The organism is Dyella choica (genome assembly GCF_003977665.1).
Lineage (GTDB): Bacteria > Pseudomonadota > Gammaproteobacteria > Xanthomonadales > Rhodanobacteraceae > Dyella_B > Dyella_B choica.
The window spans coordinates 113,745-135,097 of sequence record NZ_RYYV01000004.1; the positions used below are offsets into that span (position 1 = coordinate 113,745).

Genomic DNA, 21,353 nt, shown 5'->3' on the forward strand with positions numbered 1-21,353 from the left:
GCGAGACCATCAGCCCATGCGGGCGCCTTGCCCGAGTGTGGGCGTAGGCTGGGATGATATTCCCAGCTCTCCGTGCGGAGCCCCGATGCTGGGATTGCCATCCCAGCCTACACCTCGGGGCATCGCCAGGCGATACTTGACCTTGCATTTAAATGCGAGAAAGATAAAGCCGTTCATGCCCAGGAAGCGGTGTGGAAGTTGTGCGTGACGGGCATGCTGCTTGATCATTCCGCAACTTGAGGGGGGGCTCTCCATGAAGCGCCACTGGCTAGGCTTTGCGCTGGCTGCGGCTGTGATCGCAGGAACGTTGCCGACACCGATTGCTGCAACCGTTTACAGCAACGGCACCAGTACCTCGACCTTCAATGTCACTCTGACCCTGCAGGCCAATTGCAGCATCACCGCCAATCCGCTGAATTTCGGCAGCACGGGTGTACTGACAGCCGCCATCAATCAGCAGACGACGCTGTCGGTCACATGCAGCAACACCACGCCCTACAACGTCGGCTTGGATGCAGGCACAGTGACGGGTTCGACGGTTACTGCCCGGTTGATGGCAGGCACGGCGACCGGCAACACGGGCACCACCGTTAACTTCGATCTCTACCAGGACAGCGGCCACACGACTACATGGGGTAATACACAAGGCACCAACACAGTAGGTGGCACCGGAACGGGCTCCGCGCAGTCCATCACGGTGTACGGCCAGGTGCCTGTGCAATCGACCCCCAAACCCGATACGTACCAAACCACCGTTACCGCAACGGTCTATTTCTGAGTACGGGCGCGCCTGTGCGACGCCTGCTGCTTGCGGTGGGGATGCTGACGCTTTGCGGTATCGGGCGAGCGTCGTCGCTGCAGATTTCCCCCGTGATGATCGAGCTGCGGCACAGCGAAGGGGCCGCCATCCTTACTCTGCGCAACCCTGGCGACCAGTCTTTGTACGGGCAGGTGCGCGTTTTTCGTTGGGAACAGGGTGGCAGTCAGGACAACTTGTCCGCCACCCAGGAGCTGGTGGCCAGCCCGCCGCTGATCGAAATTCCTGCGCACGGCGAGCAGTACGTCCGGCTGGTACGAAGCGAGCAGGGAAATCCCATCGAAGAGCAAAGCTACCGCCTTTTGATCGATGAGCTGCCTGCTGCCGATAACGCCGGCGAAAATGGCGTGACGATACGGCTGCGCTACTCCGTGCCGGTGTTCGTCGAACCGGAGGGCATGACGGGGGCACCGACACTGAGCTGGCATGTGCGACATGGCGCAGACGGCTGGTGGTTGCGAGTCACCAATACCGGAAGGCGCAGGGCACGCATCAGCATGGTGCAGTTCATAGCTGCCGATGGCAAAGCCAGCACGGTGGACAAGGGCTTGCTCGGCTACGCACTGGCCGGCCGGTCGATGCAGTGGCGGGTAAATCTGGACAGCCAGGGTGCGCTCAAGACACCTATCGTCATCCGCGCCAACGTCAACGCATTAGCGGTTGAAGACCATGCCGTCATCGACACGTCACCCTGACGCGTGGCCGATCACCGAGCCCGCTGCGAAGCGTTGCTGGGTATGGCGTTGGCCGGCGCGCTCATGGCGCTCCCAGGACGGGCAGCCGTTCCCGCCACCTACCTGGCGGACATGCAACAGACCCAGGACGTTTTCCTGGAGGTGGAGGTGAACGGAGAAGGGATTCCATTCATCGTGCACTTTCGGGCGAGCGGAGCCAAATTGTCCGCCACGGGTGCCGAACTAGCGCGTATCGGCATAGCGATCGACAAGCTGGGCATCGCCGGATCAGACCAGGTGGCACTCGATGCCCTGGCGGGGGTTCGCTATCGCTACGACAAAACGCACCAGCGTGTCGCCATAACGCTACCGGACGACGTGCGCAAACCCTTCGTGGTCGATTCACGGCAATTACCGCAAGCGATGCCGGCGACATCAGGACGCGGCGTAGTGCTCAACTATGATGCCGTTGCCCAAAACGAAACAGGCAATCGCTACGCACTCTGGCTGGAACAGCGCTATTTCGATCCGGATGGCGTGTTCAGCAACACCGGCATTGCGTATCTCGACGCCGCATCGCGACGCTATCTGCGGTATGACACGTCATGGAGCCGGTCCGACCCCGCTACGTTGCGCACCGTCCAATGGGGTGACGCCATTACGTCGTCCTTGGCCTGGTCACGCTCGATCCGTTTCGCCGGCTTTCAGTGGCGCAGCAACTTCGCCCTGCGTCCGGACCTGGTCACCTTCCCTCTTCCCGTCCTGACCGGGTCAGCCGTGGTGCCGTCATCGCTCGACCTGTACGTGAACAACATGCAGCATTTCAACGTGCAGGTGCCGAGCGGCCCCTTTGTGGTCAATGAAGTACCCGGTATCACCGGCGGTGGCAATGCCACGCTGATAACGCGCAACGCACTAGGGCAAACCGTTACGCTGGCGATGCCCATCTACATCGATACCCAGATGCTGGCGACAGGACTGTCGAGCTATTCGCTTGAGGCTGGTTTTTTGCGGCGCGACTACGGCGCCGCTTCGTTCCACTACGACCCGCACCTCGCCGGCAGCGGGTCCTGGCGCCGCGGCATCAGCGATGCGCTTACCGTCGAAGCGCATGGCGAGGCGACCGATCATCTGTTCAATGCGGGCACCGGCGCCTTGGTCAGGCTCGGCACCGACGGTGTCCTCAATGGTGCGATCGGCTTCAGTGCCGGGCGCTGGGCAGGCACCCAACTCAGCCTGGGATATCAATGGATCGAACCGCACTACGCCATCGATGCACAGAGCATTCGTACGTTTGGCCACTATGGCGATCTTGCCTCACGCGACGGCGCCCCTGTTCCCACGCACACCGATCGGCTGACGGTATCCCTGCCTTTTTTCGGCAACCAGAATTTCGCCCTGAGCTACATCGGGACGAAACTTCCGCAGGTCGAAGCATCGCGTATCGCATCACTGTCCTACGGCCTGAGTTTGCGTCACGCTCTGTCGCTGAATCTGAGCGCTTACCGGGATATTGACCGGCACCGTTCACGCGGGGTGTTTCTAAACGTCAGCCTTGGACTGGAAAACAACGTGTCGTTGAACGCGGTGGCGGGAAGCCAGGGCGGACGCGCGTACAACAACCTGCAAGCCTTGCGTCCGGCCGACTACGCCGGCGGTTGGGGCTGGGGTCTGCAGACCGGCCAATTCAACCAGCTTGGATTTCACCAGGCGCAGCTGCAGTACCTGGGCAGCGCCGGCCAGCTTACCGGCCTCGTGCAGAATTATGCCGGACACACCACCGCATCGTTCGACGCACTTGGCTCCATCGTGCTGATGGACGGCGACATTCAATTCTCCCGCCGCATCTATGATGGCTTCGCGCTTGTTTCGACCAACGGCGTGGCGGGCGTGCCGGTCCTTCATGAGAATCGCCTGCTCGGCCGTACCGACGATCACGGGCACCTGCTCGTCCCGGACCTGAATGCCTATCAGGACAACCATATATCGATCGACCCCTCCAGGCTGCCGGTCGACATGCGCATCGATGCCACGGCCATGGTCGTTGTGCCGCAAGTGCAATCGGGTGTGCTGGGGCGATTTTCGATCACGCGATATGCCGCGGCTTCGGTTCTGCTACATGATGCATCAGGCAAGCCGATAGCGGCGGGAACGCGGGTCCATCACGTTGAAAGCGGCGCGGACACCATTGTCGGCTACGACGGTCTTACGTTCATCAATGACCTGCAAGCCACCAATCATCTTCAGCTCGACGGCCCCGCATGGCATTGTACCGTCACTTTCTCGTACACGCCCCCGACGAATCATGCCCTGCCGTCGATAGGGCCATTCATCTGTCGCCGCGAAGCCATGCAGCCATGAACAGGCGTAACGGATGGCATCTGCTGCTGGCCGCCCTGCTCCTGCTCATCGGGCAAATGGCGCATGCGCAAACCTGCTCGGCTGCGATCACGACCATCAATTTCGGCAATGTGAATCCCATCAACGGCGCCGCCGTGTCAGCCAGCGGCTCCATCACCGTGACCTGCAACTGGACCCTGGTTTCCTTGTCGCCCAACGCGCAGGCCTGCCTCAACCTCAATGCAACCACACCGCTCAGCATGACCAACGGCGGCAATGCCTTGCAGTATGGCCTGTACCAGGATGCCGCCGATTCCGTAGCCTGGGGATCGATCTCCGCAGGGACGTCGCCGATATCCGTCACGCTGGCCAAACCGCTGATTGGCACCTCGGCAAACCAGACGGTTTCGTTCTATGGCCTCATCACAGCCAACCAGCCGCTGGTACCGACCGTCAGCGACAGCAGTACGGTCTATAGCCAAGCCTTCAGCGGCGCTCAGACTGCGCTCGACTATGCCTACTATTTGCTCACTCCTCCGGGTTGTGCGGCCATCTCCACGCCGGCCACGGCGTTTCCCTTTACGGTCAGTGCCACGGTCGTCAACGATTGCCTGATCAACGCCAGCAACCTCAGTTTCGGTACGACCGGCCTGCTGAGCAGCGGCATCAATGCCACGACATCGATCTCGGTAACCTGCACCAACAACGATGCTTATCGCATCGCGCTCAATGGCGGCGGCAGCGGCAATGTGAGTGCTCGCAGCATGGCTCAACAAGGAGGGGGTGGTGGCGCGGTGTCCTATCAGCTCTACCTGGATGCCGCACACGGCACGCCATGGGGCGACGGCACCGCGGGAACCAGCATGTATACAAGCACGGGCACCGGCAATGCTCAAACCGCAACCGTCTACGGCCTCGTACCTGCGCAAACGACACCGGCACCCGGCAATTACAGCGATACCGTCACGGCGACTGTTGCGTTCTGAAGGCGCTCAAAATTCGACTAGCCATAGCCCTTCCGTGGGCTTTCCCTGATAAGTCGCATCGGGCGAGATCGAATCGGCATCCTGCATTCCTGGCGCACGCCGAAACAGACGGTAGGACGTTTCGTGCCGGCATTGCACCACAGGGGATTCCTTCACTCGTAAGTCGATTCGCGTAGTGACCTGACAAAGCTCCTCAATCCTCAGGCTGACCTGCATCAAGGCCGACCGATTGGACGCGATAGAGACATCGGCAACGGTTGAAAGAAGAAGAACGGCAATTCCGGTATGCAACCAACGTGATGACATAACCCGCTTTACATGACAGTAGACGACACCCGCATCACCAACACGGGGCACTTCACGGGGTATCGGCCAGCGGCAGCAAAAATGGAGGACGCACCACTAAGCCTAAGCACCTTTCACCTGACAAGCGCTCCATCGAAGAGCCACGCGTGGCCATTTGTAACAGCAAGCACATGAAGTCCGGGGCAAAGGGCCGAACTTGTGCGTCATATATGAAACATATATGATTCATATATCTTCCACAAAGAGCACCCCCATGGGCATCGTCAACATAGATGACGACTTGCACGACCAGCTGCGACGCGCCTGCAGCGTGACCAGTCGATCGATCAACGCGCAAGCCAACTTCTGGATCAAGGTCGGCATGCTTTGCGAGTTGAACCCGGAGCTCAGCTTCCAGCAAATCGTCGCCAAGGAATTGCGCGCGGCCGGGGTGCAGCCCCAGCCATTGCGGTCGGGGCGGGCGTGATCAAAAGCGCCGCCGAGGTCGCCTTGATGGCAGAAGCCGGTTCACTGCTGGCTGAAGTGTTCCATGCGCTTGGTCAGCTTGAGCTGGAAGGCAAAAGCACGCTTGATATCAACGATTTCGTTGAGCGGATGATCATTGATGATCTTCACGCACGCCCGGCAAGCAAAGGACAGTACGAATTTCCCTATGTGCTGAATGCCTCGATCGACGATGTGGTCTGCCATGGCATGCCTTCGGCCAAGGACGTGCTGCGCCGCGGCCAGATCGTCAACTTTGACATCACGCTGGAGAAGAACGGCTACATCGCCGATTCCAGCACCACCTATCTGGTCGGTGAAGTGGCTTATCCGGCACGGCGGTTGGTCTCCGCCACTTACAACGCCATGTGGAAGGGCATCGCAGCGGTACGCCCTGGAGCGCGCTTGGGAGACATCGGTCATGCCATCGCGCATTACGCGCGCGCTCACGGCTACAGTGTCGTCAAGGAGTACTGCGGACACGGGATCGGTCGCCAGATGCACGAAGAACCGCAGATCCTGCATTACGGCTGGCCAGGTACCGGGCTTGAACTCAAAGAAGGCATGGTTTTCACCATCGAGCCCATGCTCAATCAAGGCAAGGCTGCGGTTCGCTCCGCCCCTGATCAGTGGCCGGTGTATACCCGCGACGGCAAGCTGTCGGCCCAGTTTGAGCACACAGTCGCCGTCACCCGTACAGGCGCGCGGGTGCTGACCATGCGGCCTGGAGAGAAGCCGCTTTTGGGCGCATAACCGAATTTCATGGGCTCTAGCAGTTAAAACGTAACGCCGACCGGCAATATGCCTTCTCCACGATGGGCTCGTGAAGGGTTGAGAAACCCAGCATTGGCTTGCCTACCGCCGCGTGATGCTGGGATTGCCATCCCAGCCTACGTTCGGCAAGACGCGCATACAGAGCCGCCCCAAAGCGTCATGGGGAAAACCGTGCGAATACCGCCATGACCGGGCGGCTCGTCTTGTCAAAAAAATCACACGACTGCGTGCATATTACGTGCACAAAATGTTGCATCGCAACGTAATCGGTACGATACCAAGACAATTCCAAACGCGTGAACTGCCACATTGACGGGGGAAGCAATGAAGCAGCTCGACAAGCTGAAGGTCCTGCATCGGCTGGTTATCGCTTTTGGCGCAGCGCTCCTGCTTACTTGCCTGGTCGCCGGCAGCGCACTGTGGCGCCTGTCTTCCATGCATGCGGAATTCGAAGATCTCAGCGTCACGAAGCTTTCGAATCTGATGACGTCCGGCGACTGGGTCATCGAGCAACTACAGGCTGCACGACATACCCACAACATTCTTATTCTCGAAACACCCGGGGAAATTCAAAGCGAGATCGCAGCGGTCTATAAAAGCCAGGCCAAGCGTAGCCAATTTCGAGAGCAGCTGAAGGCCCGCATTGTTACGCCGCAAGGTAGGGCGGCGCTTGCCGAGGTCATCGCAGCCGATGAAGCCTATCTTCCGCTGGAGCGGGAATACCTGCATCTGGCCGAGACGGGGCAAATCCAAACCGAAAAATCCAAACTTCTTGGGGAAATCCGTCCTGCGCAGTTGAAGGTGATCGACAAGCTATACAACTTGACCAATGTCGAAACCGCCGTCGTTCAGAACGAACGGGGCTTGGTCGATCAGGCCTACGACAACACCCGAACCAACATCTGGTCGCTGGTTGCGCTGAGCCTTGCGATCAGCGTGATGCTGATCCTTTGGATTACACGCTCCATCAATACGCCACTGGCCCAATTGCTGCGGTCAGTCGAAAGAATCCGAGTCGGCGATCTTTCCAGTCGAGTGCACTTGAAGGGCAAGGATGAATTCGGTGAACTGGCGGACGGCTTCAATCGCATGAGTGAAGATCTCTCTTCACTGGTTGGCCAGGTGCAAGCCTCCGGCATCCTGCTGAACACATCCGCCACCGAAATTGCTTCAACGGCCAAGGAGCAGCAGGCTACCGCCAGCGAAATTGCCGCCACCACCGTCGAAATAGGCGCCACCTCAAAGGAGATATCCGCAACCTCGAGGGAATTGGTCACGACCCTCGGCGAGGTGGCCGATGTCGCGGAGGCATCGGCGCAATTGGCGGGCGAAGGTCACGAAGGTCTCGTGCAAATGGAAGAGACCATGCATAACGTGATGGACGCGGCCAAGACGATCAACGGAAAGCTTGCCGTATTGAGCGAGAAGGCGAGCAACATCAATCAGGTCGTCACCACCATTACCAAGGTCGCCGATCAAACCAACCTGCTTTCGCTGAACGCTGCCATCGAGGCGGAGAAAGCCGGCGAATATGGCCGCGGCTTCTCGGTGGTAGCCACCGAAGTTCGCCGGCTTGCCGACCAGACGGCGGTGGCGACCTACGATATCGAGCTGATGGTCAAGGAGATTCAGTCCGCCGTGTCGGCAGGCGTCATGGGCATGGACAAGTTCTCCGAAGAAGTGCGGCGCGGCATGCACGAAGTTCAGCGGGTAAGCGGTCAACTCATGCAGATCATCCAGCAGGTGCAGGCGCTCGCACCGCGCATCGAAGCTGTCAACGAAGGCATGCAGGCGCAGTCCAATGGCGCCGAGCAGATTACGCAGGCACTGACTCAACTGAGCGAGGCCGCGCAACAGACCGTGGAATCCCTACGCCAGTCAAACACGGCCATCGATGGACTGAATCAAACCTCGCACACCTTGCGTAACGGCATTTCGCGCTTCAAGCTGGCCGTCGCGGATTGAACGACCATGCTCTCCATTTGCCATTGAGTTCGATCGGGAAGGTGCCATGCTCTTCCTCCTGTTTCGCATTGGGCAAGATCGATACGTTCTGGAAACCGCTCGGATCGCCGAAGTCATCCCTCTTGTCAGGATGAAACAGGTGCCTCATGGGCCGTTCGGTATCGCCGGTTTGATCGATTATCGAGGGTGGCCTGTGCCCGTATTCGACGTGAGCCAGTTGGCTCTGCGGCAACCGGCCGCGATCAGGCTGAGCACCCGCATCGTTCTCGTGCGCTATGCGCCCATGGGCGACGATCGATTGCTCGGCCTGCTGGTGGAACACGCCACTAAAACGCTGCAGCGAGACCCTGCGGATTTCGTGTCGGCCGGTATTCGCCAGGATGGCGCCAGCTATCTTGGCCCGGTCTGTTCGGACGACGACGGGCTCATCCAATGGGTCGAGCCGAACCGCTTGCTTTCCGAAGAGGCGCGAAGCCGGTTGTTCACGCAAGGAGCGCCGGCGCCATGACGCTTGAGGCGATCGAGCAATTGCTGAAGGACACCATGGGTCTGGACGCTGCATCGATCGGGCGCTCGGCTGTCGCACGGGCCACGCAGGAACGCATGTCGGCAAGCGGGCTCTCGGACCACCAAGTGTATTGGGCACAGCTCAATGCGTCTGCCCATGAACTGCAGGAATTGATCGAAGCCGTGGTGGTGCCCGAGACGTGGTTCTTCCGCGACAAGGAAGTCTATCGAGCGTTGGCCAGCGTGGTCCGCGACGGCCATCTGCAAAATGCCATCCAGTGCGATACGTTGCGACTGCTGAGCCTGCCCTGCTCGACCGGGGAAGAGCCCTACTCGATCGCCATGACGTTGCTTGAGTGTGGCTTTCCCCTCGATCGATTTGTCATCGATGCGGTCGACATCAGCACGCGATCGCTCGCCTTGGCCAGGTCCGCGGTGTACGGAGCCAACTCTTTCCGCAGCGGCGACCTGGGCTTTCGACAGACTCATTTCGAGCAGGTCGGCACCTTTTGGCATCTGCACGATCGAATTCGCCAGGCCGTGCGTTTTCAGCTGGGTAACGTGCTGGGCTCCGACTTTTTTCCAGGCGAGGCAATCTACCACGTCATCTTCTGCCGTAACCTACTCATCTATTTCGATCGTGCAACGCAGGAAGCCTGTATCAAAGTGCTGCTGCGCCTGCTCAAGCCGGAAGGCTATCTTTTCATCGGCCCTGCCGAAAGCGGAGTGTTGCTCAGCCACCGTTTCATTTCCGCGAAGATCGCCAACGCCTTTGTGTTCCGGCCGCCCTCCTCCATGCCAGCCGCCAAGGCGCCAGTTGCGGTAAGCAAGTCGATGGACGACCTCGTTCGACAACGCGCAGCACCGGCTGCGACCAGGCCGTCGATACCATCGCGACACGCTCCCGCCACGCGGCCAACCATTGAGCGGCAGCCAGCGGTGTCGATGCCGCCGGACAGCAGGGATGCCATCACACGCCTTGCGGATCAAGGTCATTTGGACGAAGCGTCAAAAGCATGCGAGGCGCATATTCAGGCGCACGGCCTGTCCGCATGGACCTGTCACCTGATGGGCCTGATACGGCAAGCGGCCGGTAACGCCAGGGATGCCATACCTTACTTTCGCAAAGCGCTCTATCTGGACCCCAACCATTACGAAGCCATGACGCATCTGGCCCTGCTGCTGGAGAAGCAGGGTGATGCCACGGGCGCGCAAGCCATGCAACGACGACTGAAACGTCTGACTCGTCAACCGGGGCGATGAGATGGTCACGGACACCGAAGCACCCGTTATGCGACGCGCCGATATCGACGCATGCTGGAACAGCATCGGCGTTCGCGGCGACCACAGTTGCGCGGCTTTGGTGCAGCACGTGCATTGTCGCAATTGCCCGGTCTACGCCGCCGCCGCCGCCGAACTGCTCGATGCGCCCTTGCCGAACGACCACCTGTCGTTCTGGACACCGCTGGTTGCGCAGGCGCCCACGTCGACGGAAGAAGCGGAAGTTCTCTCACTGGTGATATTTCGTGCCGGCGGCGAACTGCTGGCCTTGCCAACGAGGACGTTCAAGGAAGTAGTCGGGCACCGGATGATCCATGCCATTCCTCATCGACGCGATGGCGTCATTCTTGGAATCACCAATATCCGTGGTGAATTGGTGGTCTGCGCTTCGCTGCTGCATTTGCTCGGCCTGGAGGCGACCCCGAAGAAAAAAGGCGACAAGCAGAACATGCTGAACGAACGAATGCTGGTGATCGAACACAAAGGAACGCACACCGCTTTTCCCGTGGATGAAATTCACGAAGTGGGACGCTTCCGGGTGGCGGACTTCGGTGATGTGCCATCGACGCTGGCCAAAGCGGCATCCACTTATGTCAAGGCCATTGTTACGTGGCAGGGCCGATCCGCCGGCCTGCTTGACGATCAGCTGCTGCTCTTCACCATCAACCGGAGCCTGACATTAGCCACGACCTGAGCCAGCTGTCGATGATGGATCTGTTCCGCCTGGAGACCGAAAGCCAGGTACAGGTTCTTACTTCCGGACTGCTTGCGTTGGAGCGCGACTCGAGCGCACCCGAGCAGTTGGAGGCCTGCATGCGTGCCGCCCATTCCCTGAAGGGAGCGGCGCGCATTGTCGACATCGCCGCGGGCGTCAATGTAGCGCATGCGATGGAAGACATCTTCGTAGCCGCACAGCACGGCACGCTGCGCTTGAAGCAGCCGCACATTGACGTGCTGTTGCGGGGCCTGGATCTTTTCAATCGTATCGCCAATACCGCCGAGTCCCATCTCGTTCGCTGGACCAGCGAGCTTCATGCGGAAGTCGATGCTCATTTGGCCGACTCGCGCGGCCTACTCACCTCATCCTTCATCGCCGACGAAGCGATCACGGCAGCGCCACAGGAACCTGCCGCTGAAAGCCAATCCAACGCGATCGCTCCGTCTGCCGTGGCAACCGCTGCCGGCGATGCACGGGATTCGCGTGAGCAAGCACTGCGCATTACCGCCAATCACTTGAACCGGCTGCTCGGCCTAGCCGGCGAAGCGCTGGTGGATTCGCGCCAGCTAAGGCCCTTCGTCGATTCGCTGCTCAAGCTTAAGCGGCTTCACTATGGCGCGCGCAAGGCCATGGAAGAACTTCATCACTCCCTGCCTACGCAGATGCTGAACGAGCGTGACGCACAAGTCTTGGAGACCTTGCACGATCATATCGCGCGTTCTCAAGAGTTGCTCGCCGATAACCTCGTCGGATTGGAGAACTTCGCCTACCGGTCCTCCGACCTGGCCAATCGTCTGTATCACGAAGCTGTGACCTGCCGAATGCTGCCCTTCGCCGATGGTGTGCGTGGCTTGCCACGCATGGCGCGCGATGTGGCGCGCGGGCTTGGCAAGCAGGTGCACTTGGAGATCGTCGGCGAATCGACCCAGGTGGATCGCGAAGTGCTGGAAAAACTGGAAGCACCCTTGGGACACCTCATCCGCAATGCGATCGATCACGGCATCTGCCTGCCGGACGAGCGCATTGCGCTTGGCAAAGCCGCCGAAGGCACCATCCGCCTGGAAGCGCGCCACAACAACGGCATGCTGATGATCAGTGTGTCAGACGATGGCCGCGGCATCAGCCTGCCGGGACTGCGCGAGGCGATAGTACGGCGCAATTTGACCACAGCCGAAATGGCAGGGCGGCTCTCCGACGAAGAGTTGCTGGAATTCCTGTTCCTTCCCGGCTTCACCATGCGGGACAGCGTCACCGAGATATCCGGCCGTGGCGTCGGGCTGGATGTGGTGCAGGACATGGTGAAGCGCTTGCGGGGCAAGGTGCACATTTCCACCTCTTCCGGCGAAGGGGCGCGCTTCCAGCTGCAGTTGCCATTGAGCCTTTCCGTGGTGCGGGCATTGCTGGTCGACATTCATGGCGAACGCTACGCGTTTCCCTTGAGCGCCATCCATCGTACGCTGAAGTTGACGAGCGAGGCCATTCAACTGCTCGAAGGCCGCCAGTTTTTTATGCTCAACGCAGACGCCGTAGGCCTGATTAGCGCACGTCAAGTGCTGCATGGCGATGCAGCAACTAGCCGCGATGACGAGCTTTCCGTAGTGGTAGTTGGCCATACCGGACAAGCCTATGGACTCGTCGTAGATCACCTGCTCAGTGAACATGAGTTGGTCGTGCGCACCCTCGATCCACGGCTAGGCAAGATCAAGGACATTGCGGCCGGCGCGTTGACCGAAGACGGCTCGCCCGTGTTGATCGTCGACACGGATGAACTTGTCCAGTCCATCGACAAGCTTATTTCCGAACAACGCTTGAGCCGGCTTCACCGTGAAGACAACTCGACCACTGCAAAGCGCCGTCGGGTGCTGGTAGTCGACGACTCGCTGACTGTCCGCGAACTCCAGCGCAGTCTATTGGATGGTGCCGGCTATGAGGTGGAAGTCGCCGTCGACGGCATGGATGGATGGAATGCGATCCGCACGGGCCGCTTCGACATGCTGGTCACGGATATCGACATGCCTCGCATGGACGGCATGGAACTGGTGGCGAAGATAAAACGCGATCCTCACCTGAAAGACATTCCCGTGTTAATCGTTTCCTACAAGGACCGTGAGGAAGATCGCCTGCGCGGCCTGGAAGCCGGTGCGGACTACTACCTCACCAAGGGCAGTTTCCATGACGACTCGCTCCTGCAAGCGGTGATCGACTTGATCGGCGAGGCAAACGCATGAGGATCGGCATCGTCAACGATTCCACGCTTGCGGTAGAAGCACTGCGTCGAGCGGTAGCCACCCAACGGGAACACCAGATCGCCTGGATCGCGTTCAACGGTGAAGATGCCGTCGTGCTATGTGCGAAAGACACGCCCGACCTGATCTTCATGGATCTGATTATGCCCGGGATGGACGGCGTGGAAACCACGCGCCGCATCATGGCCGCCACGCCTTGCGCCATCCTGATCGTTACCGGCAATGTCGGCGCCAATGCTTCACGCGTGTTCGACGCGATGGGTTGGGGTGCACTGGATGCCGTGGATACCCCGACGTTCGAGTCCATGGAATCGGGCCGCGTCGCGCCACTCATGGCGAAAGTCGCGATCATCGGCAGGCTCATCGGAGAAAAACGCGCGGACCAAGCGCTGCGACGCCGAACATCGAACCATGCGCCCGCACGGCAATTGGTTGCCATCGGTGCTTCGGCGGGAGGTCCGGCAGCGCTATCGGCCGTCCTGGCAGCCCTGCCCGCCCACTTTCCGGCGGCCGTCGTGGTGATCCAGCACGTCGATCCGCAGTTTGCACCGGGCCTGGCCGACTGGTTGAACCAGCATTCGACCTTGCCGGTACGGCTAGCGATGGAAGGAGACCAACCCCTCGCCGGCACGGTGCTGCTGGCCTCGACCGGCGATCATCTGCAACTGAAAGATACGCAGCTGGTCGGTTATACGCCCATACCGCGTGATTATCCCTACCGCCCATCCATCAACGTATTCTTCGAGAGCATTACCTATCACTGGCCCGGCAAAGCCGTCGGCGTATTGCTGACCGGCATGGGGCGCGACGGCGCGCTTGGGCTCAAGTCCCTGCGGGACAAAGGTTGCCACACCATTGCGCAAGACCAGGCCACCAGCGCGGTGTACGGCATGCCAAAAGCGGCAGCGGCGCTGGATGCGGCGACCGAAGTACTGCCGCTGGATCGCATAGCGCCCCGCCTGATCGAATTGATCGGCACGGGCTTTCAAGACGTCCACCAGGGGATAGGAGCATGACCGCACGTGAAGATGCTGTATCCCCGCCCACGATCGCACGGGACGACTACAAGATCATGGTGCTGCTGGTCGACGACCAGCCCATCATCGGCGAAGCCATCCGCCGCGCTTTGATCGGCCAGCCGGATATCCATTTCCATTTCAACCCTGACCCGTTCGAGGCGCTGAGCGTGGCCGAACAGGTCAAGCCCACCGTCATCCTGCAGGACCTGGTCATGCCCGGCGTTACCGGCCTGGCGTTGTTGACGCAATACCGAAGCAGCCCGACGCTCAAGGGTGTTCCGGTCATCGTGCTTTCCACCACGGAAGAGCCCGCGGTGAAAAGCGAGGCTTTTTCGCTCGGTGCCAACGATTATCTGGTGAAGTTGCCGGACAGCATCGAGTTGGTGGCGCGCATCAGGCATCATTCGAGGGCCTACTTGAACCAGATCCAGCGCGACGAAGCGTATCGCGCCTTGCATGAAAGCCAGCGCCAATTGGTGGAAAAAAACCTGGAGCTGGAGCGCCTCACCCACGTGGACGGCCTTACCGGCCTCAGCAATCGCCGCTACCTGGACGAGTTCATGGAGATCCAATGGCGGCGTTCCAGGCGAAAAGGCGAACCGCTCTCGGTGCTGATGATCGATGTGGACGACTTCAAGCGCTACAACGACCACTACGGCCACCTGGCCGGTGATGAGGTGCTGAAGAAACTCGCCAACATCATCCAGGATTCCTGCCGCCGTCCCACGGATCTTGCAGCCCGCTTCGGTGGCGAGGAATTCGCCGTCGTGCTTTCACCCTCCTCTCCTGACGAAACACGGGTGATGGGAGAAAAAATACGCGCCGAAGTGGAGCGTGCCGCCCTACCCCATCGCGAATCCTCCGTAGCCACGATCGTGACCGTCAGCGTTGGTGGTGCGTCGCAGATACCCACCGCCGACAGCAGCTTTCCATCGGTCATCCAGGCGGCGGATGAATCGCTTTACGATGCCAAACGGGGTGGCAGAAACCGCGTGATCGTGCGTGGCTGACATGCAGCGATGCGGGAAGCTGGGATTAACATCCCAGCCTACGCCATAGGTGGCGGACGCGCCGGCAAGCGCAAGCAGCGTAGCCCCCCTACTTCACCAAGGCACTCATTCCCGCCTGGTTTCTCGCGACCCACGCCGACAGGTAATGAAAGTGCTGGTAGACCCAGCGCCGGCAGTTCTTGCAGGGTGGGTTGTAGAGGATTTGCGATTGGTTCTGGTTGAACGGTATCAGTACCCAGTTGCGAAGCGACTGGTTCAATTGATATCTCAGCAGGTAGTACATCTTGGGCTCTGCACAATTCATCGCGCCGCGCCCATGCGGGTCGTAACCTTTGTGCTTGATCTGGTCATCGCTGAAGCCACCTCCCGCCTTGGAGCGGAGGAAGGCTTCAAGCCTTGACGTAATGGTCACTTTGGCCGCACCAGGGCTGCTGCCGTTGCTTACGATGCTGGTCAGCTCCTGAAATCCCGGGCCTCCCGAAAACAACGCGTAATGGTTGTTCAGATTGCTCAGATCCAGCGCGACGGCGCATACCTTGTCGGCATTGGGACTGCCACTGTTATTCTGAAACTTGAGATTGGCTATGCTTCTTGCATGCGCTACTAAGGAACTTGTCGTTTGTACGTGCGACATAATGCACTCCGGCTTGGGTATTGACGCATCGATGGGGATACGTGTCCATTTCCAACCTGCACCAGGCCGCAAACATCGCCGGGGTAACTCGAATGAAGAAGTAGCCCGTACCCTCGATGTTCGGCAGCGCGCACACAAAGCCTGAGCAGACGTCGCCCGGAGTCTATCAGCTCTATGCCTGGGGAAGTTTTGATCCATTCCACGTGCCCGGCATGACGACCAGTAGGCGGGGATGGCAATCCCAGCAACCGAATGCCGGGTGGAAGCTGGGATTATCATCCCAGCCTACTCAAAGGGCGGTAGTGAGCGCCATCAGCAGTGTTTGGGGCGCTGAATGGCCCTTCGCATCAAAAAAGGTCGTCAAGCCATGATTCGAGCCACGACGGGCGCCAACTTCCAAGCCATCCAAGCGAGCGATTGACGTAAAAGCAGACCACCATCAAGGCTATAAAGCCAATCATGGTTACGACATATTTAGCCATGGGCGCACTATCGGGTAAATGTACGCCGTAGTCGACAAGGATCGCCAGGGCAAGGGCATCCAGGATGGCGATTGCAACAAGGAACCATTTACGGCGGGACCATTTGAGGGGTGACGTATCATCCGACGCTTCATCATGGGGCGTATCGTCGGATGACGGGACGAACGCGGTCGATCGCGGCGTTTTGCGCGCACTCTTCAAGCTTTCCACGCGAAGATGGATATTCTCCATCATCTCAGCGCGCAACTGGATGTATTTTGCCTGACGAATGGCTCTATTCGCTTCGGGCAGTTCGCCTTCCACCTTGGACCATAACGCCTGATCAATGTGGCCCATGAGAGTCTCTCTCTCGGCCTCTTCATAAAAGCGCCTGTCAGTCAATGTCGTCCCCTGAAATCCGTGGCTGCACGTCATTTTAATCAGCCTCATCCTTGGCGCCTAGGGAGCCTCTGATACGGTGTTCCTTCCCGGCCTGACGCACTACAATGCGCGCCCTTTTCTGCTGAAGCCGGACCCAAGCGGACTTTGATGGACATCGTCGTCAACCAAGAACTCAAGGCCTATATCGATCCCCTGACCGCGGAGGAACACGAGTCGCTGGAGCGCAGCCTGCTTACGGAGGGCTGCCGCGATGCCCTGGTGTTGTGGGGCAATGTCTTGGTGGATGGCCACAATCGCTACGGCATTTGCCAGCAGCACGGCTTGCCGTTCCAGACCGTGCAAAACCCTCGGTTCCAGTCGATCGAAGACGTGCATCTGTGGATGATCGACCAGCACCTGGGGCGGCGCAGCGTGTCGGATTTTCAGCGCGGCGTGCTGGCGCTGCGCAAGCGCGAGATCCTGGCGCAACGATCCGCCGCCCAGGCTCCAACGGCCCCTGCGCCCACCACCGAGGACGAGCCCATTTCGGCCGACGAGCCGGCCGCCTCCGCCACGGCCTCCACCGAGCGGCCACCCAGCCGTGAGGCGCTCGCGCGCGAGGCCAAGCTCAGCGGCAATCAAGTGGCGCTGATCGAAAAGATCCAGAAGCAAGCGGCGCCCGAGGTCGTGGCGGCCGTACGCTCAGGCGTGATCTCGATCAATGCCGCAGCTGCTGTGTCGAGCCTTCCGGAAGAGGAACAGCGCGAGGCCGCCTTGGCGGGAAGCAAGGAACTGAAGGAAGTGGCCAGGCGAGTGCGCGAATCCAAGCGCAAACCAACGGCCGCCAAGGAGCCGATCACGCCTTCACCCGAGGCAAGCGTCGATGACGGTGTCGACGAACTCACGCAACTTCGCCGGCAAGTGGCCGAATTGCAGGAAGAAAACGCAGCGCTGCGCAAGGAGCTAGCGGATTTGCGGACAGCGTCGGCGTGAAGCAACTCCCTCCCCTACTAGACCTATCTGATCAGCGTCGAAGTTCAGCTGCGCGATAGGAAATTCCCTCCCCTGCTTGCAGGGGAGGGCCAAGGTGGGGTTGCACGAGCTTGCTGCAGTGTTTGAGTTCACCGCGAGATTGCTTCACCCCACCCCAACCCTCCCCTACTACACGTAGGGGAGGGAGCAAATACACGCTATTCAAGAAAGCGCGCGAAGGCTCAGGGACTGATGGCCGAGATACGTGTCCCCCAGTTGCCCAAAGAACCACGCGTACCACCGCACTGCCCAATGGGAGCGGTCAGATATTCGGTCAGGGTGCAAGTTTGCGCGATGAACTCGGATGCGATCCAGATCCTGGTGCCATCGACCACAGCGGCACCGTAGTCGCCCCAGCGCGGGCCGCTGCCGAAGAAGGGAATGCCGGTAAAGCCATCCCAAGGACCGACTCCCGCCGCGGCGATATGCACCGGGCCGGCGCCTACCTTTGCATCCAGGCCGGCGTAGCCGGCACTCGGATACTCGTTGGGGCCAACTACGGTGAACGCGATGACGCCGTTTCCTCTTTGCGTGACGGCCGCCGCGCCGTAGGTCAGGTTCGCATCCGGCAGGGACAGCGTGTCGTTGACGGAGACGACGCCGGAGTTCGGATTGATGGCGAAGTAATTGATGCCCGAACCATGGCTGCTGTCAGCCAGCAAGACGTCGGTGTCCAGCGTGCCCCAGAGCATGCCGTTGGCGAAGCTCACCTGCTCCATGCGCGAGTCATTTACCCCCAACGCCCGCGGTCCGGGATAGACATTGGTCGGATAGCCCAGAAAGGTCGGCGCGCAGCTGGTCGCAAAGCAGTCAAGCAAGGGCGTACTGCCGGCCTTCTGCTGGGCCATACTGGTCGGCACGGCATAGGGCTGCACGGTCACCAATGAGAAGTTCAGTCTCAAGTTCTGAGGCATGGTATCGATAGCCCGCGTGTTCGACACCGACCACATCCAGATGTTGTTCGACGTGCCCTGGCTGCTGAACACGGCGTCCGAACTGAGCAGGTACTCGGTTCCACCATGCAAGCTGACGAAATGCCCACCCGACGAACGAGCCGGCATCACCGCAAATCCGACCACCGAGACGAGCGGACTGCCGGTGTTGAACAGCACCACATTCGCCGATGCTGCGCCCGACGCCAGCGCATGCTTGGAGACGACGTAGATCTGCGCTCCGATAAAGGCTGAGCCGAAGAAATCGAACTCGTTGGTGGTCAGGTAAATCGCGTTGGCATCCGCGCCCATGTGGGGATAGTCGCCCAGACAGAACCCGGACGGACAACCGTGATTCGGGGTGCCTTGCGTGCCGTTGTTCTGTACCGGCAACTTGTAGATGATCCAGCCACCGGTAGGATCGGAGGTCTGGCTGACCGCGAGGTCCAGGTGATTGGTGCCAGCGAAAGACGACGTCGTGCCAATATTGTCGAGCGTCAATATGAGCTGGAACCAACGCTGCGTGCTCTCATCGAAGTAACAGGAAGGGTCGGTGAGCTCGGGCCCGTACTCAAGAGTGCTGCGATTGATCGCCGCCGGGTAGCCGTAGAAAGTGTTGAGATCGACCGGCCCTACCAGTTTATTGCCGGCGCGGTCATAGATCGACAGCACGTCATTGACGCTTTCCATGACGAAGCCGTTGCCAGCACACAAGCCTTGATCAGGCGGTTCCACCGAAAACTGGTTGCCGCCATTGGCGAAACGCGTGTCGTAGAAGTCGAGGCCGTTGAAACCGCCCAAAAGTTGGGGGTTCGACTTGGTGCGCGTGGCACTGCCCATCCTGTTGCTGCCCGCGTGGCCATGAGCGATGCTGCGATTGACCAGCGGCTGCGCTCCCAGGCCGAGACCCTGGCCCAATGGGGCATCATGGGTATCACCGCCGGTCATGGCCGGATCCAGTTCCAGGTTCGTCAGTGGCGCCCCCCCAACAGCGGTAGTCGTGGGTACCGTGGTGCCCCCTCGTTGCAGCTTGAGGGTGGTTGGGGTCGCCCCCATGGCGCAGGTAGTAAACGCCATCACCGCCACTGCGATAAGCAGTCGAGTCTTCATATTGCCGGTCTCCTGTCTGTTACGTTAGGTGACCGCGCCCCCCTGCTGAACGCCGACTGGGCGGTGGATGAGCGTTCGCGCAAGTACGCATATTTGGCATATGCGCCAGCGTACGATACGCGCTTTCGCAAGAGCTGGCCATCGTGCGGCCAGGTTCAATTTTTTGTGAAATGGGGTAGCACTGCTCGGCGCGTGCGAACCGAAGCGTGAAGCTACGTGCCCAGACTTGTCATCGGGTAACGTAAGCCAAGGGGCTCTGCGCCGGCCTGGACCTTGGGCAAGGCAAGTGTCGATTCAGCTGGAAGTGGTTCGTCGTACGAATGCAAGTGTGCGCGACCTGCGCGCATGGCACGCGGAACCGTAAGGGGCGCAAGCCGCGAAACGGGATACTTCAACTTGATACGGAATCAACCGTCATGAACTACAACATTGTCGCAAGAGCTTTGCAGCCGTTTGCCGTGGGCGCGGCTGCCATTCTGCTTGGTCTGCCTTGCACGACTTCCCACGCTTCAGATTCGTCCACGCCACCGGTCGTGACCGCACCACCCGCCGGGGGGTACCACATCGACAAGTCCCACGCGAGCCTGCAACTTCGTGTAAGCCACATGGGATTCTCCAATTACACCACGCGCTTCAGCCGTTTCGATGCCGTTTTAAGCTTTGATCCGGGCAACATCCCCGCGTCCAAGCTCGCGGTCACGGTCGACGCTGCATCGTTGGAAATGGATGCGGCGCCGAAGATGTGCACGGATATCGTGAAAGGACCTCAGTTCCTGGACACGGTCAAGTATCCCAAGATCGTATTCCACTCGGAAACGATTCGAATGACCGGTGCCAAGACCTTTGAAATCACCGGCAGCTTGAAACTTCACGGTGTCGTTCGGCCATTGACGCTTACCGCCACCTACAACGGCGGCTATCCAGGCATGCCTGACATGGACCCGCACGCACGCGCTGGATTTTCCGCGCATGGGCAATTCAAGCGCTCGGATTTCGGAATGAGCAATGGCATACCTGCGCCGGGCACCACGATGGGTGTGGGCGACCTGGTCGACGTGACGATCGAAGCGGAGTTCATGGGGCCGCCACTGGCTGGCAGCAAGGCATCCTCGGCAAACTAGCGATGCTCCGCCAACGCCCCGTATGCTCGTCTGGCGGAATGTAGGCTGGGATGACAATCCCAGCATCGCGCGTGCTGCTGCATGGCAATGCTGGGTTTTCAACCCAGCCTACACATTGGAGAAGTACGAGATATCCGAGGGTCAGCGATGGGAAGTCACGTCCATCCGGACTCTATGTGTACGCATTCGTCGCGGGTTGAGTTTGGGCTTCAGGCCGGGACGAGTCGACCAATGCCTGAGGCAAAACCAATAGGCCGCTGAAACGGCTATCGTCAACACAGCGAACAGGCCGCTATCACCGCCGTTCCTTAGGAACATGTCTACCATTCCAAGCGATGCGATGACGCCAAGCGACAGGCAGAAGTTGGCGGCCCATTTGATCTCGCGCCGATGCGGCAGGCCTTTTCGATAAATCATGGCTGGAATGAGGATCACCAGCGATGCGCCGATCAACAACAGGACAGCGACCAGGACAAGCTGTAAGAGCATGATGCCAAGAGAGTCGTGCATGGAGATTCCTTCGGAGCCGCCGGGGTCAATGTGGCTACCGATCAAA

19 protein-coding genes are annotated in these 21,353 nt (G+C 59.8%); 15 read left to right on the plus strand and 4 right to left on the minus strand.

The window, feature by feature from the left end; translation table 11 throughout:
- The first annotated feature begins 253 nt into the window (after positions 1-253).
- From EKH80_RS06655 to EKH80_RS06715, 13 genes are all read left to right on the plus strand, one after another.
- Positions 254-778, plus strand: coding sequence for a Csu type fimbrial protein (locus tag EKH80_RS06655; RefSeq protein WP_126683950.1), 525 nt, complete (start codon positions 254-256; stop codon positions 776-778).
- 14 nt (positions 779-792) lie between these two features.
- Complete coding sequence (locus tag EKH80_RS06660) at positions 793-1,512, plus strand: fimbrial biogenesis chaperone (protein WP_230473467.1); 720 nt, start codon at positions 793-795, stop codon at positions 1,510-1,512.
- A 3-nt stretch (positions 1,513-1,515) separates the two neighbouring features.
- A complete protein-coding gene (locus EKH80_RS06665) occupies positions 1,516-3,852 on the plus strand; it encodes a fimbria/pilus outer membrane usher protein (protein ID WP_126683951.1) in 2,337 nt (778 codons plus the stop codon).
- Positions 3,849-4,817, plus strand: a complete 969-nt coding sequence (locus EKH80_RS06670; RefSeq protein ID WP_126683952.1) for a Csu type fimbrial protein — start codon at positions 3,849-3,851, stop codon at positions 4,815-4,817. The genes EKH80_RS06665 and EKH80_RS06670 overlap by 4 nt, the downstream gene beginning before the upstream one ends.
- Positions 4,818-5,376: 559 nt before the next feature.
- Positions 5,377-5,589 (plus strand): ParD-like family protein, encoded by a 213-nt coding sequence (locus EKH80_RS06675; protein ID WP_126683953.1) that lies wholly within the window; start codon positions 5,377-5,379, stop codon positions 5,587-5,589.
- Positions 5,586-6,359: a type I methionyl aminopeptidase gene (gene map / locus EKH80_RS06680; RefSeq protein WP_126683954.1), complete on the plus strand. Its 774-nt coding sequence runs from the start codon at positions 5,586-5,588 to the stop codon at positions 6,357-6,359. Before EKH80_RS06675 ends, map begins: the two co-directional genes overlap by 4 nt.
- A 345-nt stretch (positions 6,360-6,704) precedes the next feature.
- Positions 6,705-8,345, plus strand: coding sequence for a methyl-accepting chemotaxis protein (locus tag EKH80_RS24385; protein ID WP_126683955.1), 1,641 nt, complete (start codon positions 6,705-6,707; stop codon positions 8,343-8,345).
- A gap of 46 nt (positions 8,346-8,391) precedes the next feature.
- The gene (locus EKH80_RS06690; RefSeq protein WP_126683956.1) at positions 8,392-8,853 is read left to right on the plus strand and encodes a chemotaxis protein CheW; all 462 of its coding nucleotides are present in this window, start codon (positions 8,392-8,394) and stop codon (positions 8,851-8,853) included.
- Positions 8,850-10,115, plus strand: a complete 1,266-nt coding sequence (locus EKH80_RS06695) for a CheR family methyltransferase (protein WP_158628782.1) — start codon at positions 8,850-8,852, stop codon at positions 10,113-10,115. Before EKH80_RS06690 ends, EKH80_RS06695 begins: the two co-directional genes overlap by 4 nt.
- 1 nt (position 10,116) lies before the next feature.
- On the plus strand, positions 10,117-10,827 hold the full coding sequence (locus EKH80_RS06700) for a chemotaxis protein CheW (protein WP_126683958.1): 711 nt from the start codon (positions 10,117-10,119) through the stop codon (positions 10,825-10,827).
- An 11-nt stretch (positions 10,828-10,838) separates the two neighbouring features.
- The gene (locus EKH80_RS06705; RefSeq protein WP_126683959.1) at positions 10,839-13,079 is read left to right on the plus strand and encodes a hybrid sensor histidine kinase/response regulator; all 2,241 of its coding nucleotides are present in this window, start codon (positions 10,839-10,841) and stop codon (positions 13,077-13,079) included.
- The gene (gene cheB, locus EKH80_RS06710) at positions 13,076-14,113 is read left to right on the plus strand and encodes a chemotaxis response regulator protein-glutamate methylesterase (RefSeq protein WP_126683960.1); all 1,038 of its coding nucleotides are present in this window, start codon (positions 13,076-13,078) and stop codon (positions 14,111-14,113) included. Before EKH80_RS06705 ends, cheB begins: the two co-directional genes overlap by 4 nt.
- Positions 14,110-15,126, plus strand: a complete 1,017-nt coding sequence (locus EKH80_RS06715; protein ID WP_126683961.1) for a diguanylate cyclase domain-containing protein — start codon at positions 14,110-14,112, stop codon at positions 15,124-15,126. The genes cheB and EKH80_RS06715 overlap by 4 nt, the downstream gene beginning before the upstream one ends.
- A gap of 88 nt (positions 15,127-15,214) precedes the next feature.
- Here the strand turns inward: EKH80_RS06715 and EKH80_RS06720 are convergent, their stop codons facing one another.
- Together EKH80_RS06720 and EKH80_RS06725 are read right to left on the minus strand one after the other, a co-directional pair.
- Positions 15,215-15,760 (minus strand): hypothetical protein, encoded by a 546-nt coding sequence (locus EKH80_RS06720; protein WP_126683962.1) that lies wholly within the window; start codon positions 15,758-15,760, stop codon positions 15,215-15,217.
- A 347-nt stretch (positions 15,761-16,107) separates the two neighbouring features.
- A complete protein-coding gene (locus EKH80_RS06725) occupies positions 16,108-16,578 on the minus strand; it encodes a hypothetical protein (protein ID WP_126683963.1) in 471 nt (156 codons plus the stop codon).
- A gap of 192 nt (positions 16,579-16,770) precedes the next feature.
- On the opposite strand from EKH80_RS06725, the gene EKH80_RS06730 reads away from it, so the two are divergent.
- Positions 16,771-17,595, plus strand: coding sequence for a ParB N-terminal domain-containing protein (locus tag EKH80_RS06730; protein WP_126683964.1), 825 nt, complete (start codon positions 16,771-16,773; stop codon positions 17,593-17,595).
- Positions 17,596-17,816: 221 nt separating this feature from the next.
- Here EKH80_RS06730 and EKH80_RS06735 read toward each other — a convergent pair whose 3' ends face one another.
- The gene (locus tag EKH80_RS06735; protein WP_126683965.1) at positions 17,817-19,676 is read right to left on the minus strand and encodes a hypothetical protein; all 1,860 of its coding nucleotides are present in this window, start codon (positions 19,674-19,676) and stop codon (positions 17,817-17,819) included.
- Positions 19,677-20,092: 416 nt separating this feature from the next.
- On the opposite strand from EKH80_RS06735, the gene EKH80_RS06740 reads away from it, so the two are divergent.
- Positions 20,093-20,797, plus strand: coding sequence for a YceI family protein (locus EKH80_RS06740; RefSeq protein ID WP_126683966.1), 705 nt, complete (start codon positions 20,093-20,095; stop codon positions 20,795-20,797).
- Positions 20,798-20,938: 141 nt separating this feature from the next.
- Here the strand turns inward: EKH80_RS06740 and EKH80_RS06745 are convergent, their stop codons facing one another.
- Positions 20,939-21,307, minus strand: coding sequence for a hypothetical protein (locus EKH80_RS06745; protein WP_126683967.1), 369 nt, complete (start codon positions 21,305-21,307; stop codon positions 20,939-20,941).
- Between the last annotated feature and the right edge of the window lie 46 nt (positions 21,308-21,353).

What these genes read in the sequence shown, in the direction of transcription:
- EKH80_RS06695 (WP_158628782.1), top strand. Translation starts at nt 8,850, where the DNA reads ATGACGCTTGAGGCGATCGAGCAATTGCTGAAGGACACCATGGGTCTG.
- EKH80_RS06655 (WP_126683950.1), top strand. Translation starts at nt 254, where the DNA reads ATGAAGCGCCACTGGCTAGGCTTTGCGCTGGCTGCGGCTGTGATCGCA.
- cheB (WP_126683960.1), top strand. Translation starts at nt 13,076, where the DNA reads ATGAGGATCGGCATCGTCAACGATTCCACGCTTGCGGTAGAAGCACTG.
- EKH80_RS06670 (WP_126683952.1), top strand. Translation starts at nt 3,849, where the DNA reads ATGAACAGGCGTAACGGATGGCATCTGCTGCTGGCCGCCCTGCTCCTG.
- EKH80_RS06675 (WP_126683953.1), top strand. Translation starts at nt 5,377, where the DNA reads ATGGGCATCGTCAACATAGATGACGACTTGCACGACCAGCTGCGACGC.
- EKH80_RS06705 (WP_126683959.1), top strand. Translation starts at nt 10,839, where the DNA reads ATGATGGATCTGTTCCGCCTGGAGACCGAAAGCCAGGTACAGGTTCTT.
- EKH80_RS06700 (WP_126683958.1), top strand. Translation starts at nt 10,117, where the DNA reads ATGGTCACGGACACCGAAGCACCCGTTATGCGACGCGCCGATATCGAC.
- EKH80_RS06735 (WP_126683965.1), bottom strand. Translation starts at nt 19,676, where the DNA reads ATGAAGACTCGACTGCTTATCGCAGTGGCGGTGATGGCGTTTACTACC.
- EKH80_RS06715 (WP_126683961.1), top strand. Translation starts at nt 14,110, where the DNA reads ATGACCGCACGTGAAGATGCTGTATCCCCGCCCACGATCGCACGGGAC.
- EKH80_RS06745 (WP_126683967.1), bottom strand. Translation starts at nt 21,307, where the DNA reads ATGCACGACTCTCTTGGCATCATGCTCTTACAGCTTGTCCTGGTCGCT.
- EKH80_RS06720 (WP_126683962.1), bottom strand. Translation starts at nt 15,760, where the DNA reads ATGTCGCACGTACAAACGACAAGTTCCTTAGTAGCGCATGCAAGAAGC.
- EKH80_RS06725 (WP_126683963.1), bottom strand. Translation starts at nt 16,578, where the DNA reads ATGGGCCACATTGATCAGGCGTTATGGTCCAAGGTGGAAGGCGAACTG.
- EKH80_RS06690 (WP_126683956.1), top strand. Translation starts at nt 8,392, where the DNA reads ATGCTCTTCCTCCTGTTTCGCATTGGGCAAGATCGATACGTTCTGGAA.
- EKH80_RS06740 (WP_126683966.1), top strand. Translation starts at nt 20,093, where the DNA reads ATGAACTACAACATTGTCGCAAGAGCTTTGCAGCCGTTTGCCGTGGGC.
- EKH80_RS24385 (WP_126683955.1), top strand. Translation starts at nt 6,705, where the DNA reads ATGAAGCAGCTCGACAAGCTGAAGGTCCTGCATCGGCTGGTTATCGCT.
- EKH80_RS06730 (WP_126683964.1), top strand. Translation starts at nt 16,771, where the DNA reads ATGGACATCGTCGTCAACCAAGAACTCAAGGCCTATATCGATCCCCTG.